Below are 3917 nucleotides of genomic sequence, written 5' to 3'. Positions count from 1 at the left end.
CGTGAACCCAGAGCCAAGAAGAAACGGCCGAAACCCTTCAGCTATCTGACGGCTCCGAGAGCGGAATACCGGGACCTCCCTCATCGAGGAAAACCCCGGTCTCTCGCTTAAAACAGTGCCATTCTCACCTGACACTTTTTTTCGTGACACCTTTTTTTGACACCTTTTTTGGGTTGGCCAGAACGCAGGCGTCGAGGGTGACCCGGTAATCGGCTCTCATGCTCGATCTCCCGTGTATTCGTTGTCGTAAAGTCCGGCCTCGTCGAGATCATCGAAAGCCTTGTCGAGAGTGGTCCGCCGTACGGCATCCCGTTTTGATTCAAATTCCAACAGATCCTCAAAGGTGACCCGGCGATGGGTGCCGACGCGATGGAAGGGGATCTTTCCGTCTTCCAACAAGGTGACCAAATGCTGGCGCGACATACCGAGGTAATTGGCGGCCGCCTGGGTGGTGAAATTCTCTTCCTTGGGGACCATTACAATGGCTCTGCCTTCGCGCATGAGACGGGTGATCCGCGCGAGTTGCCGGAGGAATGGCTCCGGGATTTCAGTGCGGTTTCCCTGATCGTCGATCAGCGCGATATGTCCGGGCCTGGTGAAAGCGGAGGCTAGCAAATCCAGCTCGCGAGGGGGGACCAGCGAAGGATCGAGGCGGTTGCTTCTCGTGGTGATCATGGGGGGGGGATTCTCGTTCACCAGTGCTCCAACCGCAACTGCAGACTCAATCCTTCGCCCTCGGCAATCCCAGCCGATTGAGGGTCATTCCAATCCACGAAGCTCTCGGTTAAGGCGAGGAATCTCCGACGGCCGTCCGCAGTACGCCGCGAAGGCCCGCGAACTCGAGGAAGAGTCCGGTGTCGACATCGGTTGCGAGGGACTGATGCTCCGAGTGCTGGAAGAGAGGCTGCCGACCTTGTAGTCCGGTGGTCGAGAGGGGCACTTAAAAAGCGAGCTTGCTAAGCGTATCTTTTTTGATACGTTCCACGCATGGCCAAACCCGCCCCGCGTCCTCTCGCCGTTCATTTCTTCCGAACGGAATCAGGAAACGAGCCGGTAAGGGAATGGCTGAAGGATCTTACCGATGATGAGAAGAAGACAATTGGTGCCGACATTCTGACCGTCCAATGGGCGTGGCCTGTCGGCAAACCCTTGGTCGATTCCATGGGAAAAGGCCTTTGGGAGGTCCGTTCGTCGCTTGGCGACCGGATCGCCCGTGTGTTCTTCATCATGGTCGATGAGAAGATGATCTTGCTTCACGGGATCATCAAAAAATCCCGGACGGCCCCCGTCCAGGAGCTGAAGCTGGCGCGAAAGCGGCAGTCCATTTACGTGCAACCTATTGAGCAAACTAATGAAAGCAAAAGCACAAGAAAACGCCCACCTCGGAAGTGACTTCCGGGATTTTCTCGCGGAAGAGGGACTCTTGCCAGAAGTGGAGATCCTCGCGCTCAAGCGCGTGGTCGCCCTCCAGCTTCAGGAGATCCTCGACGAAGAACATGTGACCAAGACGCAGCTTGCGAGCCGGATGAAGACCAGCCGCGCCTCGCTGGACCGTCTGCTCGACCCGCAGAACCCATCGCTGACAGTCGCCAGCCTCGGGAAAGCAGCGGCGGCGCTCGGGCGCAAAGTCGAGGTCCGCTTCGTTCCCGCATGAGGAGCGCGGGGCTGCGATCGAACCTTGCCGGATTTACCGGATGGTGTTGGCTTTCCGCATGATCGGACCGAGCGAAGGGCAGGGGGGCGGAATCGACCCCGCATCGATGATGAGATCCATGGAACGCTTCCTTGCGGGGATGGGCTCCAGTCAATCAGGTGAAAACGTAGCGGATGACCTCTACTTCGACGCGATGGAGTCTCCGACGATCGAGGAACAACGGCGACTGCTGGATGAAGCCCTGCAGGTCGATCCCGGCCATGTCGATGCGAACCTGTCGCGCCTCGACCACCTCGATCTTTCGTTCGAGGAGGAACTCAAAATGCTGGAGAAGATCGAAGCGATCGCCGCGAAGCAGCTCGGTAAGGAGTTCGAGACCGGGCGCGGGCACTTCTGGGGAATCATCGAGACGCGCCCCTACATGCGGACGAGGGCACGGAAGGCCGATGTTTTATGGAACCTAGGTCGTGTCGGGGAAGCCGTGGAGGAATGGAAGGGGATGATCGAGCTCAACCCCAACGACAACCAAGGGGTTCGTTCGCAACTGCTTTGTTCGCTCCTTGAACTCGGTCGAATCGACGAGGCGGCAGCGCTGCTGAAACGCTACGATGAGGCGGCCTACAGCACCGCAGCGGCCTATGGCGTGGTTCTCGAGCGTTTCCTTTCAGGTGATGAAGATTCCGCGACTGAAGCCCTCGGGTCCGCCCGAGGTCAGAACGGCTTCACCGAGGCCTACTTGAAGGGTCATCGGAGAATCCCTCGTCGAATGCCGCACAGTTACTCGATGGGAAGTCGCGAGGAAGCGGTGTGTTTCGCGGAGTTCCTCCAGCGTGCTTGGCAGGCACACCCGGAGGCCTTGCGATGGCTGACGACCATGAAGAAGTGAACTGCGAGATAGCTCGCGTTACAGGGCGCGAGGGTACTGGATGACCCATCCGGGCCTTCAGGTAATAAAGGCATCGGGGCGGATACCGAAATGCTTGCCGAGAAGGACGGCGTGAGCGGCGGTGATCTTGCGCTCGCCGCGCAGGATCATCGGACCGAGCGGCAGCGACCTCCCCAGAATGCGCGAGAGGTCGGCACCGGAAAGGCCGTTTTCCTCGACGAGGTGCTTCAGGAGAGCGAGCGACTTGAGCTTGGGAGCGGGAACCGTTTTGGTTTCGTACTTCTCGACAAGGTCGCAGAGCAGATCGAAGTAGTCGTTCTGGCCGTCGCTCATCCGGTCCTCGTGACCGGCGAACACGTCGGCGATCTCGACGGTGTTCTCGTAGCCGGCCCGATCATGGATCGGACGGGGCAGGAATACGCGGCAGAGTCCCGCGTAGTCGCGAGGCATCGAGTCGAAGCTGTGGGTGTATTTCGTTTTCATAGCTCCTTTTTCCATCTGTTTTTGTCGTATTCGGCGTGGGTGAGGAAGCGCAGGGTGTAGAGGCGCTGCTTGTCGTAATGGATGGCGGTAATGAGGCGGTAGTCTTTGCCGCAGACGTTGAAGATCGTGACGGTTCTTCCGCTATCGACCTTCACCGGATCGGCGGAAGGATAGGTTTTGCGGACATCCTCGATGTTCTTCCAGTCGGCGGACCTGACGACGGTCCGCCAGACTTCGAGCCATTTTCCGGCCTTCGACTTCGGCGATGCCGCTTCCCTGAGGAACTGTTCTTTGATGTCGCGCAATCGATACAAAATGTATCGATTGGGCTCGATTGTCAACCCGGAACGATTCGGAGATTTCGTGGCCTACCCAGACACCCCGTGCCTCGCCTTCACGTGCTGACGATACTGTTTTGCTGTCATCGTCCCCTCCGGCCCCGGCTCGCAGATCAGCCAAGGCCTGCGGGCCGGGATTGATTCCCTCCAGCACGGCGTGCATGAGATCGTCCAGATTTGCGTTTCGCCCATGGCACCGGGGTCCGGGCGCGGGCCGTCGGTCGTGGCCGCACTCACGCCAGCAGAGCTGTCACTCGCGTGGCTATCACGCACGAAGCCCCGCTTGATCCCGGTCCTTCCGGCGGTTTTCCGGTCGGAGGTCTCACCCTCTCACTCGCCGAGTGATGAGAGGGAATGAGCCCTCCTTAGAAACCGGAAAACTACACCATGAACGAACCGAAATTCCCGCTTGGCCGAATCGTCACCACTCCCGCCGCCCTCGGGGCGCTCGATCCCCAGGAAATGCTGGCCGGCCTCACCCGACACGCAACCGGCGACTGGGGCGACACCTGCGAGGAGGACGCCGAAGAGAACGAACTTTCCCTCAAGGAAGGGT

Annotated in this window: 6 protein-coding genes; 3 read left to right on the top strand and 3 right to left on the bottom strand. The window is 59.2% G+C overall.

The genetic code is table 11. The annotated features are described in order from the left end of the window. Positions 1–216: 216 nt before the first annotated feature. Positions 217–675 (bottom strand): excisionase family DNA-binding protein, encoded by a 459-nt coding sequence (locus ACFQY0_RS20900; protein ID WP_379716905.1) that lies wholly within the window; start codon positions 673–675, stop codon positions 217–219. 312 nt (positions 676–987) lie between these two features. Here ACFQY0_RS20900 and ACFQY0_RS20895 point away from each other — a divergent pair, with 312 nt between their 5' ends. The 3 genes from ACFQY0_RS20895 to ACFQY0_RS20885 all read left to right on the top strand — a co-directional run bounded on the left by ACFQY0_RS20895 (position 988) and on the right by ACFQY0_RS20885 (position 2540). Next, entirely contained in the window at positions 988–1392 is a 405-nt protein-coding gene (locus ACFQY0_RS20895) for a type II toxin-antitoxin system RelE/ParE family toxin (RefSeq protein WP_379716902.1), read from the top strand. Continuing rightward, positions 1352–1654, top strand: coding sequence for a Fis family transcriptional regulator (locus tag ACFQY0_RS20890; protein WP_379716899.1), 303 nt, complete (start codon positions 1352–1354; stop codon positions 1652–1654). Before ACFQY0_RS20895 ends, ACFQY0_RS20890 begins: the two co-directional genes overlap by 41 nt. Positions 1655–1772: 118 nt before the next feature. Further along, complete coding sequence (locus ACFQY0_RS20885; RefSeq protein ID WP_379716896.1) at positions 1773–2540, top strand: hypothetical protein; 768 nt, start codon at positions 1773–1775, stop codon at positions 2538–2540. 57 nt (positions 2541–2597) lie between these two features. On the opposite strand, the gene ACFQY0_RS20880 is transcribed toward ACFQY0_RS20885, so the two are convergent. Both ACFQY0_RS20880 and ACFQY0_RS20875 read right to left on the bottom strand, forming a co-directional pair. Further along, positions 2598–3023 carry a helix-turn-helix domain-containing protein gene (locus ACFQY0_RS20880; protein ID WP_379716893.1) on the bottom strand — a complete coding sequence of 142 codons (426 nt, stop codon included), beginning with the start codon at positions 3021–3023 and terminating at the stop codon, positions 2598–2600. Further along, on the bottom strand, positions 3020–3328 hold the full coding sequence (locus ACFQY0_RS20875) for a type II toxin-antitoxin system HigB family toxin (RefSeq protein WP_379716890.1): 309 nt from the start codon (positions 3326–3328) through the stop codon (positions 3020–3022). Before ACFQY0_RS20875 ends, ACFQY0_RS20880 begins: the two co-directional genes overlap by 4 nt. Between the last annotated feature and the right edge of the window lie 589 nt (positions 3329–3917).

The sequence above is a fragment of the Haloferula chungangensis genome, assembly GCF_042664875.1.
GTDB lineage: Bacteria > Verrucomicrobiota > Verrucomicrobiia > Verrucomicrobiales > Akkermansiaceae > Haloferula > Haloferula chungangensis.
The sequence above is the reverse complement of the archived record's forward strand: the minus strand, read 5'-3'. Positions and strand labels throughout refer to the sequence as shown.